The organism is Candidatus Amarolinea dominans (assembly GCF_016704685.1).
Taxonomy (GTDB): domain Bacteria; phylum Chloroflexota; class Anaerolineae; order SSC4; family Amarolineaceae; genus Amarolinea; species Amarolinea dominans.
In genome coordinates, this window is the sequence record NZ_JADIZS010000043.1 from 16,259 (window position 1) to 37,570 (window position 21,312).

Sequence of the window (21,312 nt, forward strand, 5' to 3'; positions counted from 1 at the left end):
CGCCGTCGGAATAACCTGGGACGAATTCGGACAACGGGTCTGCCGTCGCGTCGCGGAATTGCTCACTCAGGGCAGCCGCCTGGCAGAGGACAAGCTTATCGAGCGTGCGGTCATTAATCAATACTGCATCGTTCTACACGATGCTCTCAAGACTGATGATACGTTGGTCATGACCCAGGCTTATCGTGAGATTTGGGCTTGGTTGCGCCCATCGCCGAACGTAAGATCGGGCCGGAACTGGCCGACGACCTCACCCAACAGGCGCTATTCAATATCTGGCACGCTTTTCGGAGCAAGCCGCAGCCCTTGACCGACCCGGGAAATACCGTCAATCCCATCATTGAAGATGAAGATGAGGACGATGTTCGCTTCGCTGCCGAATTCCCTGCGCTAACTTACAGCGATTTCTGGGCAATCGTGCGACGCTGCCTGTCGCGGCCAGACGAATTCGCCATCATCCTGGCCGTTTTTCGCGATGATGCCAGTATCAAGATCCTGGCCGATCAGATCGGCCGCACACCCAATTGGGTATCGCTCAAGAAATTCAAGGCGCTGGAACGCCTGCGGGAGTGCGGCGAACTGGGCGCCTGGTTCGCTGGAGGTGCAGCATGAAGCCAATCGGCATTTCTACAACACTGCTGGCCGATTTTGCCTGCCAACTGGTGCAGGAATGGCTGCCCACCTTTGTGGATGCGGAGATGAGCGACATCGCCCATCAGGAACGTTTCGCCGACCTGCGCGACCACCTGGCGACTTGCACAGCCTGCGCGGCTGACCACGCCGATTTGCTTGAAACCATGCTATGGCGCGAGAATCTGCCCTGGTCGAACCGACCGTTCGTTGATCACCCCTGCAGCCTGGGGAGGAATATCGTATGACCGCGCATCAGTCAGACAGTCAGCCCCATTCAGCCGGCGTCGAACGCCTGCGCCGCGCGCTTGCCGGCGATGATGGCGGCCTGACCCACGCCGAGGTCCTGGCGCAGTTACCCACCTATTGCGAGGCTGAGCGCCTGGGGTTGCCGGTTGCGCAACAGTACCCTGAGCTGACGGCTCACCTCGATACCTGCCCAAGTTGCACCCAGGAGCTGGTAGCCCTGCAGGAGGCGATGTCATGGCAGGAGGCTGGGCCTATGCCTCTCCCCGCCGGCGCCGGTCAGCCTGACCTGTGGTTCTTGCAGCCCCGCGCCGACCGCCTGCGCCAGGCCGTGACGACCATGACCCAGGCGCTGGTCAAGACGCTGTTGTCGTCTGTACAGCAGCGACGCTTGAGATACCAGTTGGATCCGTTCTTTGATCGCGTGGCCGAACTCGGCGGACAGTTTCGCCTGGCGCCGGCTGCAGCTCCGCAGCCACTTGCCGTGGGCGAAAGTGAGCCATCGCCTTCCCGCGACCTCTTGATCGCCACGTACCTGGCCGCGGAAGCACTCAGCCGATTACTGCCCCCGGCGGCCTGGACCGCGCAGCCGCTGGAACGAACAACGCTGGCCTTGATTCACCAAGAAGCGACACGGGCCGCCCAAACGGTTGGGCTTGACGGAGATCAGGCTCACAGTTTTGTCGAACACTTTACGACATTGATCCTGCATGATGCCCGTTCCCTGGCCCGTTCGGCGCCCATCGAAAGGGTCGAAGCCTGACAGGCGCCCGGCCTGGGCCGCCGGGTTTTACCTTCGGAGGTTGGGCATGCCGACACGTCTCAATATCTTTGCTCTGCCGACGCGCACGACGCTCTTGTTCGGTTTGATCGTGCTCATCCTGTTCGCGCCCGTTGTTGCCAGCCTGTTCTGGCAGACGCCCATTTGCGGCGCAGAGTTATTCGTGGTCATGCTGCTGCTCCCCCTGCGCCGTTTTCTCGCTCTTCCCGCCCGTCAGGCCGAAAACTTGCAGCCGCTTACCCCTGAATTACGCCCTTTGCAGGCACTCACCGAGGAGTTGGCGCGGGTCAATGGCGTCGGGCGGCCTCCTCAGGTTCTGCTGAACCCCAACCTCGATTCAGCGCACGCTTTTGGCACGTGGACAAGACGCGCCCTGGCTTTGCCAACTGGGCTGGCAGTTTCCCTGTTTGCCGATATGGAGAGTGGCATCGCCTCACGCGCCGACCGCGCCAAAGCCGTTCTCTTGCATGAACTGAGTCACTTTCGCAATCGCGATGCCTGGATGACCTTCTTCTCTCAAAGCGTCATCATCGTCGCCATCGTGTTCATGGCCCTCGATTTCTTGCTCTATCTCCAGGTGCCGTTGATTTACAACACACTTGTGCGCGGCATGACGGAGATCAGCGGCCGCTGGCCCCAGGTGTGCGATTGGCTACGCCCTTTCATCCCCGGCCGCGTCGATGTCGTTTGCGACAACCCACAGATGCTGCAAGGCGTCTCGGTCTGGCTGCGCTATGAGGCCTTCAACTTGAGCGCCCATGGGCCATTCGTGCTCGGCGGCCTCATCCTGTTGGTCTATTTTTGGCGCCATATCGTGCGCACGCGTGAGTTCTATGCAGACGCCCGCACCGCCGCCTGGCTCGGGGATGCAGACGCCCTGTTGGAGGCCATCGAATACAGCGACCAACACCGCCGTCTGCAATCGGCCGCTGCGGAATCTCCTGCAAGTTCAGATCAGCGGCGATGGTGGTCGCGACTGGCTTTGCGAATGCCCCGTTTTCATCCCACGTGGGACGAGCGCTTCGACTGCCTGGCGCACCCAGAAACTTTGTACGGTTCACCGGTCACGATAGGCGTCACGGCTGCCCTGGCCGTACTTTGCCTCTCGAGTTGATCCTCGGTTCAGCCCTGTCCGCCTCATTTGTGCCAGAGCCAGGCTCGCCTACGATCTTCATCCTCGGTTTTGTCTTGCTTTCTGTCTCTTTGCTGCCGCTGTTATGCACCCAGGGCGGACAGAAATCGTTCTTGCAGGCGCAGCGGACTGCCCTTTTCACCTACGGCGCAGTGATCCTGGGTGAGCGTTTCTTGCTCACTGCGGTGCTTTCACTGACGCTCTGGTCTGGCTTGATTCCCCTGGAAGAGCTGCTGCGCATTAGCAGCGCCGTCTTGGGCGAGGGTGGGCAGCTAGACATGAGCCTTCCTTTGCCGGCCTGGCTGTACGTTTGGCTTCCTTTCGTGTTCAATCTGTTGGGATTGCCCCTTTTGCTTTGGCCGCTGCTCCGTTTGGACGCCGCACTCAAACAACGCGTGTTGGCCTGGTTCGCTGCGCCGTGGCTTGGGCGACGGTTTGTGGTCATCAGTTGGGGAATCACGGGACTTCTGGCCGCGGGCTTGTGGGGCGGCGTCTTGCCTTTGCTGGTCGTTCCTCTCTTTGGCGACCTGCGTGATTTGTTGGGCATACAAGGTCTCGGCATCCTGGCTGCCGCCTTGCTTCTGGGGTTTGGCTTGACCACGTTCCTCCTCCTGCACAGGCGTTGGCATGGACGCTGCTCATGCGGCGCGCAGGTTGAGTCGTTCACGTTGGGCCGTTTATGCCCCAGTTGCCATCAGCCCCTCAACGACTGGCTGCTGGCGCGTTATACGCTAAACTCAGAGGATTGACCGATGCGTGCGAAACTGAAATGGCTGGTGGTTGCTCTCTACCTGTTGCTGATGCTGACGTTGGTTGCCTGGCCCGACCCGGGCAACGCGACCCTGGCTTCGATTCTCCAGATCATGGCCGTGGTCAGTCTATTGCTTGCGCCAGCCCTGGTCATCGTACAGCGTGATTTTTTTGCACAGCGGCCGGGCCTCTTACTGGTCGCCGCGCTGACCGTGGTATTGTGGGCTTATTTTCAGCAGGGCAGCAACTGGCTGGCGGCGCGCCTGGAACCCATGATCTCGATGCGCGTTGATTTGCTCTGCGCACTGCTTGGACTGCACCTCTTGTTGGCGACGCCTGTGGTCTTCATCGTGTGGATGTTGCGTCGCGATGCCAGTCTATGGCTGCTAGGTATTTCCTGGTTTCTCAACCCGCTGTTGATTTTCTTATTTGCCAGCCGGTTTGGCAGCATCGAACAGATGCTGACGATGCAAACGCTCGGCTCCTTCCAGGCCGATATGGCCTGGATGCTCCCCAACTGCCTGACTGGCGCTGCGTGCGTGGTGGGAAGCCTCGGTTTCGTTGCTTACTTCGTCCGCTTGCTGGTCCTGGAAGCCGAGGGGCGGCCTATCAAGACCGCGTGATGTTCCCCCAAACCCCACCCCATATTGCACATCCTCCCTCCCTCTGCTATAATTCCTCCCAGAGCCGCCGCGGCTCATCTGTGCCACTTTGACCGGCCGGCGACGAACCGGCGATTGCAAGGAGCTCCCGTCTTGCTACCTGACACCTGGCTTTTTGGGCTTCTGATCCTTGTCCTGGGAACGTTCTTCGTTTTCCTGGTTCTATTGGCGCGCATCCTCAGACGCCAACCCAAGCGCCTCGCGACGCCGCCGCCGGAAGTCGCACCGCCCGTGGCCGATGACAAGGCCGGCCGCGCACCAACGCTCAAGCCCACCGCACCGCCCGCCTATTTGCACGGGCTGTCCGGGCGCTACCAGGGCCACACCATCACCCTGACCCCCGCCGGCCTGACGCTGGGCCGCAGCTCTGATAATCAGTTCGTGCTGACCGATGAGCCGCTCGTCTCCCGCCACCACGCCGAGATTCACTGGGAGGATGACGCCTGGCTGCTGAACGATCGCGAAAGCGCCAACGGTACCTGGGTGGACGGCCAACGTATCGGACGCCATGCCCTGCTCCCCGGCCAACACGTGCAAGTCGGCGCCACGGAATGGCTTTTCTCCGATCAGGCGCTTCTGGTGGCGCCCTCCCTGCCGCCGACCGCGATCGAACCACCGCACGATTCACCGCATCCCCTGGCGCACATCACCGGCGCCGTTCAGTTTGGGCCATACTGGCTGGAACAGCAGATCGGGCAGGGCGGCATGTCGCGGGTCTTCAAGGCGCACGCTGCCGACGGCCGCACCGTGGCGATCAAGATTCTACAAACGGCCGATCCCTACCTGGTGCAGAAGTTCGAAGCCGAGGGCAAAGAGATCGGGCCACGCCTGCGCAACCATCCCCATATCGTCACCGTCCATGAGTTCAACCGCAGCGCCGACGGGCAGCTCTACCTGGTGATGGACTTCGTCAATGGGGTGTCGCTGCGCCAGCGCTTGAACCAGGGGGCCGTGCCGGAAGTCGAGATCGTGCGCGTCATGACGCAAGTCTGCGACGCCCTGGGCTTTGCCCACGCCGTGGACATCGTTCACCGCGATGTCAAGCCGGAGAATATCCTGATCGAGCCTGACGGCACGGTCAAGGTCGTTGATTTCGGCATCGCGCGTTTGACATCCGCGGTCGCGGTGACGCAAAATAAGCTGGTAGGAACGCCGGAGTATATGTCGCCCGAACAGGCCAAAGGCGAACCGGTGCAGGCCGCCAGCGATGTCTATTCCCTCGGGATCGTGCTCTATGAGCTGCTGACCGGCCGCGTGCCCTTTCCCCTGCCGCCCAATAGTCATGACTGGCGCTCGGCCATGACCGTGATAGACCAGCACCTTCGCGCCACGCCCGTCCCGCCCAGCCAGCGCGTGGCGACGATCTCGGCCGACCTGGAACGCGTGGCGCTCAAGGCGCTGGAGAAGCACTGGCAGCAGCGCTTTCCCGACGGGCACCGCATGGGGCAGGTGCTCCTGGTGCTCAAGGGAACAGCGCGCAGCCGGCCTGGCCCGACGCCTTCTCCCCCGCCGGTGACCATCGCCCGCCTGACGGCGCTGGGTGGCCCGGCCGCCGGCCGCCAATGGCAGATCAGTGACAGCCTGACGCTTGGGCGCCAGGATTTCAATCCCGAAGATACGCAGGTCTCGCGCGCCCATGCGCAGATTCGTGTGCGGCCGGATGGCGTCTGGCTGGAAGACACCTCCACCAACGGCACCTGGGTCAATCAGACGCACATCAGGCGCAGCCAGGTGGCGTTGCACGCCGGCGACTTGATTACCATTGGTGAGAATGTCCTCCGCGTGGATTTTTGAACGAATGTTTTCCAGCCCCCAGATCAGTGAGGTGAACCATGGATGATAAGAATACGATGAAGATGTCCAATGCCAAGACAGGGCGACAGGCGGAGGAGTCCTCGCTGGAGGACGCGCCCTTCGCGCACACGGCGAAGCCAGGCGCCGACCAGCTTACTCCCCGCGTTGGCCTGACGCCGCAATCGCCGCCCGCGGGCGCGGAAGCGGCCACGATGCAGATCGGCGCGCAGGCTCCGGGCGCCACACCCTTTGTGCGCACCGCGATGCCGGGCGCTGATCCATTGCCCGCGGGTGCGGAAGCAGCCACGATGCAGATCGGTGCGCAGGCGCCGGCCGTCGCACCCTTTGCGCGCACCGCCATGCCAGGCAACGATCAGCCGACGCCGCGGCCCGGTCAGCTGCCCGCCTGGAATGCCCCACCGCCGCCCGCGCTGCCCGCCTGGAATGCGCCGCCGCCGCCCGCGCCGCCAGCCTGGAACGCGCCACCGCCGCCCGCGGCGCCCGCCTGGAACCCGCCGCTGCCTCCTCCGGCCCCGTCGCCGGCCGGCGGGCGCGGGGATGCCGCTACCATGATGATGGGCGCCCGCGCCGCGCTCGCCTTCGCCTGGCTGGTCGTGCTGGACGGCCCTGACCGGGGGCGTATTCATCAGTTGCAGGCCGAGATGACCAACCTGGGGCGCGTGCCTGGCAGCAACGATATTGTGGTGGCCGACAACGCGGTTTCCAGCCAGCATCTCAAGATTCGTAGCGATGTCTCGGAAAACGGCGAGGTGCAATACGCGCTGATTGACCTGGCGAGTCGCAACGGCACCTACGTCGGCTCGAAAGCCACCTATCGCGAGGAAAGCAGCAGAGTCTACCGGCATACGTTGCACGATGGCGACTACCTGCTGCTTGGCGAAACAACGCTCGTCTTCAAGTGTGTTTAGGAGGACTTATGCGCAAGGGAGCAAAGGCTCTGGCCCTGGGAATGGTGTTGACGTGGCTCCTGGTGGTGGCGGTCACTGCCCAGGGAACCGGCCGTGTCGCGATCAATACGATTGATACAAGCGCCCACCCGACAATGTCTGTGCTACTCTCGGTGCAAGATGCCAACGGGGTGCCGATTCCTGACCTGGAAGCCGGTCAGTTCGAATTGGTCGAAGACGGGCACACCTCATTTCCGCCGGAGCGCGTCGCCACGCAGGTCAACCCCGACGTGGTCACCGCCATCGCCCTGGTCGTTGATCTGAGCGGCAGCATGAAGGGCACACCGCTGGACGAGGCCAAGTCCGCGTCAGCCGATCTGCTCGACGCACTGCTGGACAAGGATAGCGATCCCGACCGCGCCGCGTTTTTCGGCATCAACCGGTCGGTATCGCCCACCGACCTGACCCTGGACGAATCGGTGGAAGTGGCCTTTGGCAACGACAAGAACAAGATTCTGAACGTCATCAATTTTTTGAGCGTGGAAGGCAACCGCGCAACACCGCTCTATGATGCGCTTTACCGCGTGGTGCGAATTACGTCGCAGCAGCCCGGCCAGCGCGCCATCATCGTCATCACCGATGGCATTGACAAGGTGAGTACCTTTAAGGCCGATGATGTCATCAATGAGGCCAACCGCAGCCAGATTCCGATTTTCCCGATCAGCCTTAGCACCAATCAGCTGGATGAGACGTTCCTGAAACGTCTGGCGGTGCGCACGGGCGGTGAATATCGCAAGGCGCCCGGCCCAGAGGAGTTTTCGGCGCTCTTCCAGCAGGTGCTCGATCAGATGAAGCTGGAATACCAGTTGACCTACGCGTCGCGTCTGGCGTCGGACGGTAACCCGCACAGTCTACTGATCAGTGTGCGCGCGCCGCGCGTGCAGGGCTTTGCCGAGAAGAAATTCCAATTGGGAGAAGCCGCTGTGGCATCAGACACGCCGGGCGCAACGGCTGCGCCCAGCGATACCGCCACGCCTGGCGCCGCAACGCCTATTGCGCCCACACCTACTCCCGTCGTCGAAGGAGGAACTGTGATTGACGATCTGATCACCTTTATCCAGGACAATCCTGTGCCCGCCGCCCTGATTGCAGTGGCGGCCTTACTCCTCATCGCGCTCTTGGTTCTGTTGGTCGTCTGGCTGCGCCGGCGTAACGCGCCGACCGAGGCCCAGGCCGACTATGACTTTGGCGCCAGCGACGGCGGCTGGCAGGCGCCGCAGTCCGGCCCGATGCCCGGCGGTATGGCCGCCACAGGCAGCGTCGGCTTCGGCGGCGGTGGTGGTGGGAGTGGTGGTGGTGTTCCCACCGTCGGCCCTGGCGGCGTCGCCACCGGCGCCGCAACGGTCGGCCCTGGCGGCGGCGCCGCGCCCACCTCAGCACCCACCGTTGGCCCAGGGGCCGGCCCCGGCTATGCCCCACCTGCCTTTGGCGGCGCACCGCAGCCGCCCCGCCCCGCCGGCGGCGCCCCGGCCGGCAGCACCATGATCCTGGACCGGACGCCCAAGCTCAAACACGCCGCGCTGCTCATCGAGCGCAAGGACCCGTCCAAGCGCCATGACCTGCGCGCCGAAACCGACATCGGCCGCACGCAGAACAACGCGGTCGTCATTGCCGATGCCACCGTCTCACGCCAGCACGCGCGCATCCGCCTGCAGGATGACAAATTCATGCTCTTCGACCTGGGCAGCGCCAACGGCACCTTCGTCAACGGCCAGAAGGTCGAACAGCCCCGCGCCCTGGCCGACGGCGACGTCGTGCGCTTTGGCGAGGTGGAGGTGGTGTTTAGGCAGTTAACGTGAGTACAAAGTACAGAATGCAAAGTGCAAAGCGTTGGAGGAGATGAACAACGACGAAAAGGGCAGATTGCGTGAACGCACAAAGGCCTTTGCCTTACGTACTGTGCGGTTATATTCGGCGCTGCCAAAAACAACAGAAGCACAAGTGCTAGGCAAGCAACTTCTGAGGAGTGGCACCTCCGTGGGCGCCCATTATCGAGAGGCGTCCCATGCGCGCTCGCAGGCGGAATTCGTGAGCAAGATGGAAGTCAGTTTGCAGGAGCTTGACGAAACAGCCTACTGGATTGAACTCCTAGTAGAAGCTGGTATCATGACCGAAGCACGCCTTGCCAGCCTGCAGCAGGAAGCGAACGAACTCATGGCCATGATCGCTTCGTCCATCATAACCGCCAAATCGCGCAAGCCCGATCGCTGACGCGTCGTAAGCTACCGCACGCCTCGAGCCGTGCGTCTCCCCCTGCGCTGAAACATCGTCGGCACTCTCTGCACTTGCACTCTGCACTTTGCACTCTGCACTCTGCACTCTGCACTCTGCACTCTGCACTCTGCACTCTGCACTCTGCACTCTGCACTCTGCACTCTGCACTTTGTACTTTGTACTTTGCACTTCCGAAAGGACTCTCTCTTGGACACGTTACTCGGCGCCACTCTTGCCAACAAATACGACATCCAAGCCGAAATCGGTCGCGGCGGCATGGGTTTGGTCTATCGCGGCTTCGATGTGATGCTGCGCCGGGCCGTGGCCCATCAAGGTGCTGCCGTTGGAATACACCTATGACCAGCAGTTCGTGGAACGTTTCCGCTACGAGGCGATCACGGCTGCGGGCCTGCACCATGCCGGCATTGTCACCATTCATGATGTCGGTCAGCAGGGGTCGTGGCACTACATCGTCATGCAGTACCTCGACGGTGTGACGCTCGATCAATGGCTGGTCAACCGCGGGCCGATGTCGGTGCCGATGACCGCGCAGGTTGTGCGCCAGGTGACGGACGCGCTCGATTATGCCCATTCCACCGGCATCGTGCATCGGGACATCAAGCCTTCCAACATCATGATCGGGCCGGACGGCCGCGCCACCTTGATGGACTTTGGCCTGGTACGCGCCGGAGAGGGTAGCAAGCTGACCCGCAGCGGCGTGGTGGTTGGTACGCCCGATTATATGGCGCCCGAACAGGCCCGCGGCGAACCGGTGGACGGCCGCACCGACCTCTACTCCCTGGGCGTGGTCATCTACCGTATGCTGACCGGGCAGGTTCCGTTCGTCCGCTCCTCCTCCCTGGCCACTGCCTACGCGCACGTCAACGAACCGCCGCCGCCTCTGCGCACCTTGCGCCCCGACCTGCCCAAGTCTATCGAAGCCGTGGTGCTGAAGGCGCTGGCCAAACGGCCAGAGGATCGCTATCAGCATGGCGCCCCGTTGATCGCCGACTTCAACCTGGCTGCCAGTGGTAAGATGCCGCCAGGGCTGAAGGCTGCCGTCTTACCGGCGTCGCCCAAGCCACAGCCGGGCGCGGCGTCAACCCCGACAAGCCCGCGGCCAGGCGCCGGCAAATCGCCTGTACCCGGCGGCCGTGCTCGTGGCAGCCAGCCAGGAATTGCACCGGCATCTCCAGCGCCTGCCCTGCACGTCACACCCGCGGCAGAACGCGACATCTCCTCGCCGGGTGATCTGGCCGCCACGCAAATGCTGCGCCAGACACCGCAGCCTGACAGCCCGGGCGCAACCCAGGTTTCCGGACCGGCGCCCACCTCCCCTGACCCGCGTCCGGACTCTGTTTCAACACCTGGCGCCACCGTGGGCGCGGCGCCACAGCAGCGGCGGGGCCTGCCCTGGCTCCCCCTGATGGCCGCGCTGGCCGCCATCATCGTCCTGGGCCTCGCCGGCGTGCTCTTGACGCGACCACGGGGCGTTGTCACCGACGATCCGACTCGAACTCCGGCGCCGCCCCCTACGGCCACGCCAACGCCTGTTCCCACCGCGCCCGCCGTCGCGTCTCCCCTGCCCGTGCTCACGGCCACGCCGACCCATACCGCCGTTCCGACCGCCACCCCCATCGTGACCCCCTCGGCCACGCCGACCGGCGCGCCCGCGCGACCTTCACGCCCACCGCGACGACCGCGGTGACGTCCACGCCAACGGCCACCGCAATCAGTACATTGACGCCGACGCGACCGCCTGCGACTAATACCCCCGTGCCGCCGACGAACACGCCCGCGCTGCCGACCAACACGCCCATCCCGCCGACCAACACGCCCATACCGCCAACCAACACGCCTGTCCCGCCGACCGACACGCCTATCCCGCCGACCGATACGCCTATCCCACCGACCAATACATCAATTCCCGACCCGACCGACACCCCGCAGCCCCCGACCGACACCCCGCAGCCCCCGACCAACACTCCGGTGCCGTGAGGCTCTTATGCGAAAGTCATTGGCAATCGTTGCGATCACTATTCTGGTTCTTGCGTGGCTCGTGCTGCACCCCCCATGGGCCGGCGCGATGACTGCTCGGACCGCGCCATCCCGCGGCCCAATCGAGAGAGGGGGCAGGGCGTCCGTCAGCGCCGTAGAGCCGACCACCGAAATGCTGATCAACGGTGACTTCGAGCAGTATCACACCGGCTGGACAGAGACCACCATGATCTCCTACCCGATCATCAATCATGCGAATAACTTGCCGGTAACGCCCCACAGCGGCAGTTACGCGGCCTGGCTCGGTGGTTATCACAGCGCGGACGATCAACTGTTTCAGACGGTCAGCGTCCCCGCCAATATCACGGCTGCCACCCTCGGATTCTGGTATTGGTCAACCACGAGTGAAACGGGTCCAGGATTCGATTACTTCGCGCTGCAGATCATCAACCCTGACAACGGCTCGCATTATGTGGATGCCATCGAGATTGACGCGGTGCCGCCCACGAACGATTGGCGCTTTGCCAGCTATATGCTGACCCCCAGCCAGGTTGCGGCCATCCGCGGCAACACCGTGCGCGTGCGCTTCCGCGTGATCACAGATGGCAGCCTGTACTCCAGCTTCTTCATTGACGATGTCAGCTTCGACGTGCAGAGCGGCGCCACGTCCACTCCCACCCGAACGCCCACTCCCACCCGAACGCCCACCTCCACGCCGACCGTGACCCGCTTCGTCTGGTACCAGGAAGCGGAGAATGGCACACTGACGCAGCCGATCAATGTGGCAACCGACACCGCCGCATCGGCCTGCCAGTATCTCTATGGCACGTCAGGCTGGTCAGGCGGCTCTGCGGCTTTTCAGATCACAGTTCCCAGCACCAGAACCTACTACCTGTGGGCGCGGGCCATGGGACTGAGTTATACGCAAAACTCGTTTCTGGTCGGCTTCGATGGAGCCGCGGGCGTCCAATACGAAATTCCCCAGTTCAACGGCCAGTGGACGTGGGGCTGGGATGCGGTGGGCCTGGTGGATGACCCTGTTACCCCGTTCGATCTTTCCGCCGGCTCGCATACGCTGACCATGGGCGTGCGTGAAGCTTACAGCCGCCTGGACATGGTGCTGATTACCGATGATGCCGGTTATACCCCGAACCAGTTCACCCCTTGCGGACCGACGAATACGCCGACGGCTACTCCGACTCGCACTCCGACTCGCCCACGCCGACGAATACGCCGACGGCTACTCCGACTCGCACGCCCACGCCGACGAACACGCCGACGTCTACTCCGACTTTCACGCCGACGCGCACGCCGACGCCGACGGCTACCCCGACCGACACGCCAACGAACACCGGCGTCCGCCTCGACCCATACGCCGACGGTGACACCGACCCATACGCCGACGGCCCCGCCGACCCTGGCGCCGACGGCTATGCCGACCCATACGCCGACGGCTACACCGACCCATACGCCGACAGCGACCTCGACCGCTACGCCGACGGCGACTCCGACGACAACGTCGGCGCCGACACCCACCCCCACTGCGACCGCAGCGCCCATCGCAGGTCGCGCCCTGCTGCCATACATCAGCAAACAGCCCACGCCGACCATCACGCCCACAGCAACCTGGACATTCGCACCGACTTGGACCCCCACCGTGACGCGAACGCCAACGCCAACGCGGACGCCGACGGCCACCGCCACGCCGACGCCGCTCTGCCCAGGCGACCCCTATGAGCCAAACGACACGTATGAGGCCGCCTGGGGGCCGTTCCCGCTCAACCAGGATTTCAGCGGCTACTTCAAGTGTACCGCTGATCTGCGCGACTACTACCGCTTCAGCCTGGGACAGCCTCGCACCCTGGTGGTGACGCTGCGCAACATCCCGCTTGGGTCAGGCTACCAGGTCGCGCTCTATGCGTCCAGCAGCAGCAAATTGGGCGAGGAAGCCACACTGCAGAACCAGAGCGAGACCTTTGAGGTCGAGGCGCCGGGCCAGGCGGGCTACTACGCGCTGCGCGTGGTGCGCCCTGCGGCCTCGCCCAATTACAACAACCCCTATGTGCTGCGCATGACCGATCGCGGCCCGTGTGAACCGAACAATTCGTTCGATCAGGCCGGCTCCTGTGGGCTGACGTCCAAAGTGGCGCATTTTGCCTTCATCGAGTCTGCGCAGGATGTCAATGATTACTACTCGTTGCAGATGCTGGCCGCGCACACCATCAACATCGAGCTGACCAGTCTGCCGGCGAATACCAACTTCGACCTGTTCCTGTATGACGGGAACCGGACTGAGCTTTATCGCGCGGCCACAAGTAGCCCGACCGAGATCATCCAAACAACGACCTTGCCCGCCGGGAATTACTACGTCCGGGTCAAGCAGACCAGCGGTTTCAGCAACAGCGACACCTACTTGCTGAAAGCCCTATTTGATTAGCAGACGTTGCAAAGGACGTTGACAGAACTATCATGACATACGCGCCGTGGTTGCCCATAGCCTTTGGACGGTTCCTGGTGGAACGTTGGATTTCTTCGCCGCGTGCCGTGAGGCATCCGCTGCAAAGGCTTCTGGCGCTACCTGTGATCTTGCTTCTGGCCCTGGGCTGGCTCGCGTTACAGGCCACCTGGGCCGCCGCGGCGGTTGTTCCACCCCTGCCCGCGCCCGCTCGCCTGCCTGAGCAACCAGCGCGCTCAGATTTTGGGGGTAGCTATCGGCGCGCAGAAAGCGCATCGAGCCATACGCAACGCCTGGTGATGGGAGCGAGCGCTGCAATACCGGCCACAGCCGCCGCGCCGCACTTCGTCTGGTACCTGGAAGCGGAGAATGGTACACTGACGCAGCCGATCAATGTGGCAACCGATACCACCGCGTCCGCCTGCCAGTACCTCTACTACACCTCAGGCTGGTCGGGCGGTTCTGCTAATTTTCAGATTTCGATTCCCAGCACCGGAACCTATTACCTGTGGACGCGCGCGATGGGGTTGAGCTACACCCAGAACTCCTTTTTCGTCAGCTTCGATGGAGCCGCCGGCGTCCAATACGAAATTCCCCAGTTCAACGGCCAGTGGACGTGGGGCTGGGATGTGGTGGGCCTGGTGGATGACCCCGTTACCCCGTTCGATCTTTCCGCCGGCTCGCATACGCTGACCATGGGCGTGCGCGAGGCTTACAGCCGCCTGGACATGGTGCTGCTCACCGATGATGCCGGCTACACCCCGAATCAGTTCACGCCCTGTGGGCCAACCAACACGCCCACGGTCACGCCCACTCGAACGCCAACGCGCACACCGACCCGCACACCCACGCGCACACCGACCTGGACCCCCACGCGCACGTTCACCCCGACCCGTACGCCGACCCCCACTGCAACCACAGCGCCCAGCGCCGGACGCGCCCTGCTGCCCTACATCAGCAAGCAGCCCACACCAACTATCACACCCATCGCGACCCGAACGCCCACCGCCACGCCCACTTCCATCTGCCCCGGCGACCCCTATGAGCCAAACGATACGTATGAGGCCGCTTGGGGGCCGTTCCCGCTCAACCAGGATTTCAGCGGCTACTTCAAGTGTACGACCGATCTGCGCGACTACTACCGCTTCGGCCTGGCGCAGCCGCGCACCCTGGTGGTGACGCTGCGCAGCATCCCGCCCGGATCGGGCTATCAGACTGCGCTCTATGCGTCCAGCGGCAGTAAGCTGGGCGAAGAAACGGTTGCGCAGCCGAACCAGAGCGAGACCTTCGAGGTGGAAGCGCCGGGTCAGGCCGGCTACTACGCGCTGCGCGTGGTGCGCCCTGCGGCCTCGCCCAATTACAACAACCCCTATGTGCTGCGCATGACCGATCGCGGCCCGTGTGAACCGAACAATTCGTTCGATCAGGCCGGCTCCTGTGGGCTGACGTCCAAAGTGGCGCATTTTGCCTTCATCGAGTCTGCGCAGGATGTCAACGATTACTACTCGTTGCAGATGCTGACCGGCCACACCATCAACATCGAGCTGACCAGTCTGCCGGCGAATACCAACTTCGACCTGTTCCTGTATGACGGGAATCGGACTGAGCTTTACCGCGCGGCCACAAGTAGCCCGACCGAGATCATCCAAACAACGACCTTGCCCGCCGGGAATTACTACGTCCGGGTCAAGCAAACCAGCGGCTTCAGCAACAGCGACACCTACTTGCTGAAAGCCCTATTCGATTAGCAGACGTTGCAAAGGACGTTGACAGAACTATCATGACATACGCGCCGTGGTTGCTCGTAGCCTTCGGACTGTTCTTGGCGGAACCCTGGACATCCTTGCCGCGCGCGGTCGCGTCCGTTGACCAACCACTGGCGGTGCTCTACGACAACGGATCGGCCGTCAATAGTCCTGGTACCGGCCCCGGCGGCGCCGACGAGAGCATCCTGCAAACCAACCTGGGGATGACAACCCTCGGCTATCGGCACGACTACAACGGCGGCAACCGGGTTGCTGATGAGTTCACCATCACCGGGCCGGCCGGCTGGCAGTTGGATACGATCGTCTTTTTCGCCTTCCAGACCGGCTCCGGCAGCAGTTCCACCATCACGTACGTCAACTATCGCGTCTGGCGTGGACCTCCGGGCGAGCCGGGCAGCCAAATCATCTGGGGCGATGACACCACCAATCGCCTGGCGCGTTCAGACTGGTGGCGCATCTACCGCCGGCGCCTGAACAACGCGGGCGATACCACTTCTCCGGTCATGGCAAACACCGTCAGCGCCGGTTTCTTCCTGGCGCCTGGCACCTACTGGTTGGACTGGCAGACGCACGGCGCCTTGACCTCTGGCCCCTATGCGCCACCGGTGACCCTCGATGGCCAGACGACGACCGGCAACGGCCGCCAATACTTCCAGGGAGATTGGAGCCTGGCCCTCGATGGCGGCGCCCACACGCCGCAGGGCTTCCCGTTCAAGATCTACGGCAGCCTGGGCGCAACGCCAACCTGGACACCCACGGTGGCCCCCACGCCCACTGCCACGGCCACCGCAACGCCCACCGCCGTCGTGCCCACGCCGACCCGGACCTCCACGCGCACCTGGACGCCGACGCGTATGTTTACGCCAACCCGGACCCCGACCCGTTCGCTCACCCCAACCCCCACGGGCACGTCGGCCGGTGCGCACGTCAGGCTGCCGTTCATTGGCAAGCAACCGATGCCTACTCCGACCCGGACGCCAACGCTGACCCCGACCTGGACCCCGACGCTGACCCCAACCCCAACCTGGACCCCGACGCCTACCCCTGCCTGTCCCGGCGACCCCTACGAACCGAACAACAGCTTCCAGGGCGCTTGGGGGCCCACCTGGTCACTGCCGTTCGACACAGACCTGGCCGGCTATTTTCGCTGTACCGGGGACATGCTCGACTTTTACCGTGTTTGGATAGATGCTCCCCGTCTGCTTGCCGTGACGTTGCGCGACCTGCCCGTTGGCGCCAGTTATCAAATCGCGCTCTATGGGACAAATGGTGGTAAAATAGGAGAGTCAACCACGCCAAACGTCAACAACGTGGAATTGTTCGAGGTAGAGGTATTGCCGGCCAGCGCCTATCACGCCTTGCGCGTGGTCCGGCCAACAACGTCCCCCAACACCGCGAACCCCTATCTTGCTCGTGTGGCGACGCAAGGGGTATGCGAACCGAACGAAACGCGGGATCAGGCTCACTGCGCCTTGTCTTCGGATGTGACGCACTATGCGACCATTGAATCGAGTCAAGATCAGAGCGACTTCTACTATCTTGATCTCTCGGCGTCGCACCCGATCGAGGTCTGGCTGCAGCAGATTCCTGCGCAGACCGATTATGATCTCTATCTCTACGACGCCGCTGGCGTCCAGATTGGATCTGGAACGAACGGAAGCAATCAAGACGAACACATCGCCCCGGTGGCGGCCACCCCTGGCCGCTACTACATCCAGGTTCGTCAACACAACGGGTACAGTGCAACGAACACCTATCGGCTGAGAGCCGTCTATCGCTAGAGCCGATTTTTGATCTCTGATCTCCGATCTCTGATCTCTGATCTCCGATCTCTGATCTCTGATCTCCGATCTCTGATCTCCGATCCCTAACGCAGAAAGGAACACCTATGCCGGACCAAAGCAGGCAACCAACACCATCGCGACCCAACCAGAATCGAGGCCCGACTCCTAGCAGTCCCGGTGCGGCGCCATTTACCCTGCGCAGTGTCAACCTGAGCGATGTGGGTCGCGCGCGCGATCATCAAGAGGATGCTTCCGGTATCTTCAAGCCATCTGATCCTGCGCTCCTGGCGCGGCGCGGTGAGTTGTTCATCGTCGCGGACGGCATGGGCGGGCACAACGCGGGTGAGGTGGCCAGCCAGATGGCGTTGAGCGAACTGCAGCGCGTCTATTTTAGCGACGCCAGCCCTGACCCTCAGGCCGCCCTCGCCCAGTCCCTGCAGGCTGCCAACCAGGCCATCTACCAACTGTCGCGCGCCGATGCCCGTCAGATGGGCATGGGCACCACGGTCGCCATGGCCGTCGTGCGCAACCAGGAGATTTTCATCTCCAACGTCGGCGACAGCCGCGTGTACTTGATCCGCAGCGGGCAGATATCGCAGGTCACGCGCGATCATTCCTGGGTGGAGGAACAGGTGCGCGCCGGCGTTTTGACCCCCGAGCAGGCTCATTCCCATCCGCAGCGCAACATCATCACCCGCGCCCTGGGCACCGGCCCCACCGTCGAGCCCGAATTCTACACCGGCGCCATGCAACTGGGTGACATCCTCGTTCTCTGCTCCGATGGCTTGACCGGCCATGTCGCGGATGCTGAGATTCTACTGCTCGCCGGCGAAAACCCGCCGCGCGTCGCGGCCCAACGCCTGATCGAACTGGCCAATGAACGCGGCGGCAGCGACAACATCACCGCCCTCGTCGTGCGCGCCGAACCGCCAGGCGCCTCCGTCCCCGGCGCCGCGCCGGTGCCCGGTAAAAGCGCGGCGGCTGCCAAAGGCCGCTCGCCGGCCCTCCTGTTTGGCGTCATCGGCGCCGCCCTGCTGGGCTTGGTCGTCGTCGCGCTGCTGGTCATCAAGCCAGGCGGCGGTGGCGGGCGGGCCACAGTGACGACCACGACGACCGCCACCCCCCAGACGACGGCCGCCTCCCCCACGCAGGCGGTCGCGATTACTGCCGCCGTAAGCCAGACGCTCACCCTGACGGCATCGCCAACGCTCCCCGCCGCGGTCCCCGGGCAGGCAACAGCCACCCTCGCGCCTACCCCCACACCGCGGCCGACGGCTACTCCGACGCGCACACCGACAGCCACCCCATTGCCGACCCCCACGCCCGTTCCGCCGACTGATACACCGGCGCCGCCAACCGATACACCGGTGCCGCCAACCGATACGCCGGTGCCGCCAACCGATACACCGGTGCCGCCGACCGCAACGCTACCTCCACCTACTGGCTCGCCTGCACCAGAACAGGAGAAAGGGCCATCGCCCGGCCGAACACGTTGAAGACCGAATAAGAGCGCATAGTCGGAGGTCTCATTTATGAGCGCTTGTCCAAGCAAACGAACGCACAGATGGTTATGGTTGTGCCTGCTCGCCATAATTTTGATCGCTTCGTCGTTGTCTGCCGGGGCTTCACGGTCCTTTGCTGTGTACCTGACGCCCTGGACCGCGCGCACCGCACTGCCGCAACTGTTGGATAGCGCAGCAGCAGCTTCGGTTGGCGACTGGCTGTTCGTTATCGGCGGCAGGGACGCGCAGGGCAATTCCCTGGCTGCCGTGCGTCGCACCCGGATCAACGTAGATGGTTCAATCGGCGCCTGGCAAACCCTGGTAAATGCACTGCCAAAGGGATTATACGGACATACTGCGACGGTTAGCAACCATCGAATCTATGTCATTGGCGGCTATGCCAGCGGCGCCTATGAGCGAGCCGTCTACGTCGCGAGCGTCAACCCGACCGATGGCTCTTTGAGCGCATGGCAAGCCACTGCGGCGTTGCCAGTCGGCCAGGAACGGATGACTCACGCGGCTGTGGCTACTGGCGAACACATCTACGTCCTGGGAGGGTATCGGGTATCGGCCGCCCTCAACACAGTCTGCCGTGCTCGCATTCAGGCGAATGGAATGTTGGCAAACTGGTCGTGCGCACAAACCCTGCCTTCGACGCTGTATCGCCTCGGCGCCGTTGCCGTGGACAACGCCGTCTACGTGGTAGGCGGGCGCCCTTCGCCGAGTGATTCACCATCGCGCAAAATCCATCGCGCGACCATTCAACCTGATGGAAACCTGGGTGCATGGACCAACCTGGGCGACCTGCTGCCAGACGGTCGGGCCGACGCGGTGACGGTGCAGGATCAAGGTCGTTTGTTCGTCATTGGCGGTATCACGAACGGCGCCACCTCGGCAAACACGGTCTATGTGTTTGCCCTTGGCTCCCCTACGACCTATCTGGGTCTTGGACGGGTCTTGCCTGCACCACGCCATCGTGCATCCGGAGTGTTCAGCGCCCGCCATGGTGTCTATGTCATTGGTGGACTCAACGCTGCAGCCCAACAGAATACGGTTTACCAGGCCCTCGCAGAATGGAGTGAATGGCTGCCGATTGTACGTCGAGAGAGCACTCCCACCCCACCCGGACACCCACGGCCACGCACACCTACCCGGACGCCTACCCGCACTCCCACGCCCACCCGCACGCCCACCCACACGCCGACCAACACCCCAACCCCGATCAACACCCCAACGCCGACCACCACAGCCAGCGTTACGCTGACGCTCACTCCGACCAATACCCCAACACCCCAACGCCGATCACCGCGCGACGAACACGACGACACCAACCACCGCCAGACGACACGCCGACGCCAACCACCGCACCCGACCGACACCCCACCGGGCGAACACGCCGACGCCAACCACGACGGCGACGCGGACCGACCCCAAGTCTGGTACCACAACCTTGACCCCGACTCCCACGGCGACGTTTACCGCCACGCCGACCCGTACTCCGACGCCAACCATACCGCCTAACACGCATGTGTTTGCCGGTCAGGTGCGCCAGGCGAATGGGGAGCCGGTCCCCGCGTTTTCCTACGTTCAGTTGTCAGGGTCGTTACTGCCGAGCGTTCGCGGAGTCTATATTGACAATGCAACCACCGATAACAACGGCTATTTCAGACTGGACACGACTCTCGTATTCGACTACTACCACCTTTATCTTGCACCGCTCGACCCATCTCATTATGAGTTTGTTGAGGCGCGACCAGGCGTTGGCGGGGAACTTGTCAACGCGCGCTGGATTCGCTATGCCAGTCCAGGTTTTGGCATGCACGATGGCAACGAATTTGTCGTCACGGTAACCTCCAGGCGCTTGCCGCGCTGGCCGCTGCCAACCGTTCCCCTTCCCCCCCTGCCTACCGTCGTGCTGCCCATCCCCACCGTCGCCATTCCGACGCCGTTCTGGCCGCGCCTGCCCCGCTGGTTGAGCACAGGGCGCGAGCGCTGACATCAGCCATCGCAGGGAGCACTCATGCGTTTCTTCAACACGGCCGGCCCGGTCAATTGCCAGGATCATTACTGCTTGCCCCCCTTGCAGCGTTTTGACCTGGATACCGTCATGAGCCTGATCGGGCAAAAGAAATACTTCCTGCTGCATGCGCCGCGCCAGACCGGCAAGACGAGCTGTCTCCTGGCCCTGATGACCCATCTCAACCAGGGCGACGTCTATCGCGCCCTCTACGCCAATATCGAAGCCGCGCAGGCCGTGCGCGAAGATGTGACGGCCGGAATCACCGCGGTTGTGCAGACGATTGCCGAGCGCGCGCCAGAATGATGTTGATCGAACTGAAACTGCTGCACCGCACCATCGAACGAACCGCGCCGATGGCTTGACCCAAACCTGGCATTATGCTGACGCGGTGGCGCCGACGAAGCGCACCTGATCATTTTTGACCGCCGACCGGGGGCGCACCTGGCAAGAACATATCTATCGCCGTGACGAGTCGTATCAGCAGCGCCTCATTACGCTCTGGGTGTGCGACACCTTTGCCTATGAACACCGAAACCGGTTTCTTGCTCGACAACAATATGCGGTCCAGGCCGAACTGGGACGTGGCGGCATGGGGCATCGTTTATCGCGG

Annotated in this window: 20 protein-coding genes and 1 pseudogene; all 21 read left to right on the forward strand. The window is 63.0% G+C overall.

Annotated features, from left to right (window positions below; genetic code table 11):
- Positions 1–198: 198 nt before the first annotated feature.
- Entirely contained in the window at positions 199–612 is a 414-nt protein-coding gene (locus IPF85_RS21210; RefSeq protein WP_343410056.1) for a hypothetical protein, read from the forward strand.
- Positions 609–878 carry a hypothetical protein gene (locus IPF85_RS21215; protein WP_343410057.1) on the forward strand — a complete coding sequence of 90 codons (270 nt, stop codon included), beginning with the start codon at positions 609–611 and terminating at the stop codon, positions 876–878. Before IPF85_RS21210 ends, IPF85_RS21215 begins: the two co-directional genes overlap by 4 nt.
- On the forward strand, positions 875–1,639 hold the full coding sequence (locus tag IPF85_RS21220) for a hypothetical protein (protein WP_343410058.1): 765 nt from the start codon (positions 875–877) through the stop codon (positions 1,637–1,639). The genes IPF85_RS21215 and IPF85_RS21220 overlap by 4 nt, the downstream gene beginning before the upstream one ends.
- A gap of 46 nt (positions 1,640–1,685) precedes the next feature.
- Positions 1,686–2,771, forward strand: coding sequence for a M48 family metalloprotease (locus IPF85_RS21225; RefSeq protein ID WP_343410059.1), 1,086 nt, complete (start codon positions 1,686–1,688; stop codon positions 2,769–2,771).
- On the forward strand, positions 2,756–3,538 hold the full coding sequence (locus IPF85_RS21230) for a hypothetical protein (protein ID WP_343410060.1): 783 nt from the start codon (positions 2,756–2,758) through the stop codon (positions 3,536–3,538). Before IPF85_RS21225 ends, IPF85_RS21230 begins: the two co-directional genes overlap by 16 nt.
- Before the next feature lie 3 nt (positions 3,539–3,541).
- A complete protein-coding gene (locus tag IPF85_RS21235) occupies positions 3,542–4,162 on the forward strand; it encodes a hypothetical protein (RefSeq protein ID WP_343410061.1) in 621 nt (206 codons plus the stop codon).
- 132 nt (positions 4,163–4,294) lie between these two features.
- The gene (locus IPF85_RS21240) at positions 4,295–5,995 is read left to right on the forward strand and encodes a protein kinase (RefSeq protein ID WP_343410062.1); all 1,701 of its coding nucleotides are present in this window, start codon (positions 4,295–4,297) and stop codon (positions 5,993–5,995) included.
- A gap of 38 nt (positions 5,996–6,033) precedes the next feature.
- Entirely contained in the window at positions 6,034–6,924 is an 891-nt protein-coding gene (locus IPF85_RS21245; RefSeq protein WP_343410063.1) for an FHA domain-containing protein, read from the forward strand.
- A gap of 8 nt (positions 6,925–6,932) precedes the next feature.
- A complete protein-coding gene (locus IPF85_RS21250) occupies positions 6,933–8,762 on the forward strand; it encodes an FHA domain-containing protein (RefSeq protein ID WP_343410064.1) in 1,830 nt (609 codons plus the stop codon).
- Positions 8,763–8,802: 40 nt separating this feature from the next.
- A complete protein-coding gene (locus IPF85_RS21255; protein ID WP_343410065.1) occupies positions 8,803–9,174 on the forward strand; it encodes a four helix bundle protein in 372 nt (123 codons plus the stop codon).
- Positions 9,175–9,384: 210 nt separating this feature from the next.
- Positions 9,385–9,537 carry a hypothetical protein gene (locus tag IPF85_RS21260; RefSeq protein ID WP_343410066.1) on the forward strand — a complete coding sequence of 51 codons (153 nt, stop codon included), beginning with the start codon at positions 9,385–9,387 and terminating at the stop codon, positions 9,535–9,537.
- A complete protein-coding gene (locus IPF85_RS21265; protein ID WP_343410067.1) occupies positions 9,521–10,885 on the forward strand; it encodes a protein kinase in 1,365 nt (454 codons plus the stop codon). Before IPF85_RS21260 ends, IPF85_RS21265 begins: the two co-directional genes overlap by 17 nt.
- The gene (locus tag IPF85_RS21270) at positions 10,882–11,175 is read left to right on the forward strand and encodes a hypothetical protein (RefSeq protein WP_343410068.1); all 294 of its coding nucleotides are present in this window, start codon (positions 10,882–10,884) and stop codon (positions 11,173–11,175) included. The genes IPF85_RS21265 and IPF85_RS21270 overlap by 4 nt, the downstream gene beginning before the upstream one ends.
- A 172-nt stretch (positions 11,176–11,347) precedes the next feature.
- Positions 11,348–13,612 carry a pre-peptidase C-terminal domain-containing protein gene (locus IPF85_RS21275; RefSeq protein WP_343410069.1) on the forward strand — a complete coding sequence of 755 codons (2,265 nt, stop codon included), beginning with the start codon at positions 11,348–11,350 and terminating at the stop codon, positions 13,610–13,612.
- A 143-nt stretch (positions 13,613–13,755) separates the two neighbouring features.
- Complete coding sequence (locus IPF85_RS21280; RefSeq protein ID WP_343410070.1) at positions 13,756–15,378, forward strand: pre-peptidase C-terminal domain-containing protein; 1,623 nt, start codon at positions 13,756–13,758, stop codon at positions 15,376–15,378.
- Positions 15,379–15,410: 32 nt separating this feature from the next.
- Positions 15,411–17,177 (forward strand): PPC domain-containing protein, encoded by a 1,767-nt coding sequence (locus tag IPF85_RS21285; RefSeq protein ID WP_343410071.1) that lies wholly within the window; start codon positions 15,411–15,413, stop codon positions 17,175–17,177.
- Positions 17,178–17,284: 107 nt separating this feature from the next.
- The gene (locus IPF85_RS21290) at positions 17,285–18,676 is read left to right on the forward strand and encodes a Stp1/IreP family PP2C-type Ser/Thr phosphatase (protein ID WP_343410072.1); all 1,392 of its coding nucleotides are present in this window, start codon (positions 17,285–17,287) and stop codon (positions 18,674–18,676) included.
- Positions 18,677–18,820: 144 nt separating this feature from the next.
- Positions 18,821–20,203: a hypothetical protein gene (locus tag IPF85_RS21295; RefSeq protein ID WP_343410073.1), complete on the forward strand. Its 1,383-nt coding sequence runs from the start codon at positions 18,821–18,823 to the stop codon at positions 20,201–20,203.
- Positions 20,133–20,678, forward strand: coding sequence for a hypothetical protein (locus IPF85_RS21300; RefSeq protein ID WP_343410074.1), 546 nt, complete (start codon positions 20,133–20,135; stop codon positions 20,676–20,678). Before IPF85_RS21295 ends, IPF85_RS21300 begins: the two co-directional genes overlap by 71 nt.
- A 24-nt stretch (positions 20,679–20,702) precedes the next feature.
- Complete coding sequence (locus IPF85_RS21305) at positions 20,703–21,005, forward strand: hypothetical protein (RefSeq protein ID WP_343410075.1); 303 nt, start codon at positions 20,703–20,705, stop codon at positions 21,003–21,005.
- Between the two features lie 115 nt (positions 21,006–21,120).
- Positions 21,121–21,312: pseudogene (locus IPF85_RS21310) on the forward strand (acyl-CoA dehydrogenase); the annotation flags it as partial.